The following is a 543-nucleotide window of genomic DNA, read 5'->3' on the forward strand; positions in this document are numbered from 1 at the left end:
CATGTCAGAACGTATGGCGTGCAGGGTAGTTGGGCTTTCCCGTTCCGCCTATCGACGGCTGCCGCAAGCGCACACCCCGGCCGATCCGGACGCCGCACTGCGCGAGCAGCTACGCACGTATGCCCGCAAGAACCCCCGGCACGGGTTCCGGCGCGCGTGGGCGCACCTGCGCTTCGACGACGGCATCGAGATCAACAAGAAGAAAGTGCATCGGTTGTGGAAGGAGGAGGGCCTGCAAGTGCGGCGTGCTCCGCGCCGCAAACGGGTCGGCCAATCGTCGGTGCCGGTCGTGGTCGCGGACGCACCGAAAGTGGTGTGGGCGTTGGACTTTCAGTTCGATTCCTCTGTCGACGGTAAGACGATAAAGATCGCGTCGATGGTGGACGAGCACACCCGGCTATCGCTGCTGAACATCGTGGACCGCTCGATCACCGCCGAACGGCTGATCGAGGAGTTGGAGAAGACTTTCGCGATCTGGGGTGGCCCGCCCATGGTGCTGCGCATGGACAACGGCCCTGAGTTCATCTCAGAAGCCCTGCGCGA

General features: G+C 63.7%; 1 protein-coding gene. It reads left to right on the top strand.

Features of this window, described 5'->3' with window-relative positions:
• Nucleotides 1-13: 13 nt before the first annotated feature.
• Nucleotides 14-543: DDE-type integrase/transposase/recombinase (locus A5766_RS25525; RefSeq protein ID WP_197501390.1), on the top strand; the 530-nt coding region annotated here is incomplete at its 3' end.

It is taken from the genome of Gordonia sp. 852002-51296_SCH5728562-b (assembly GCF_001665475.1).
GTDB classification, from domain to species: Bacteria; Actinomycetota; Actinomycetes; order Mycobacteriales; family Mycobacteriaceae; genus Gordonia; species Gordonia sputi.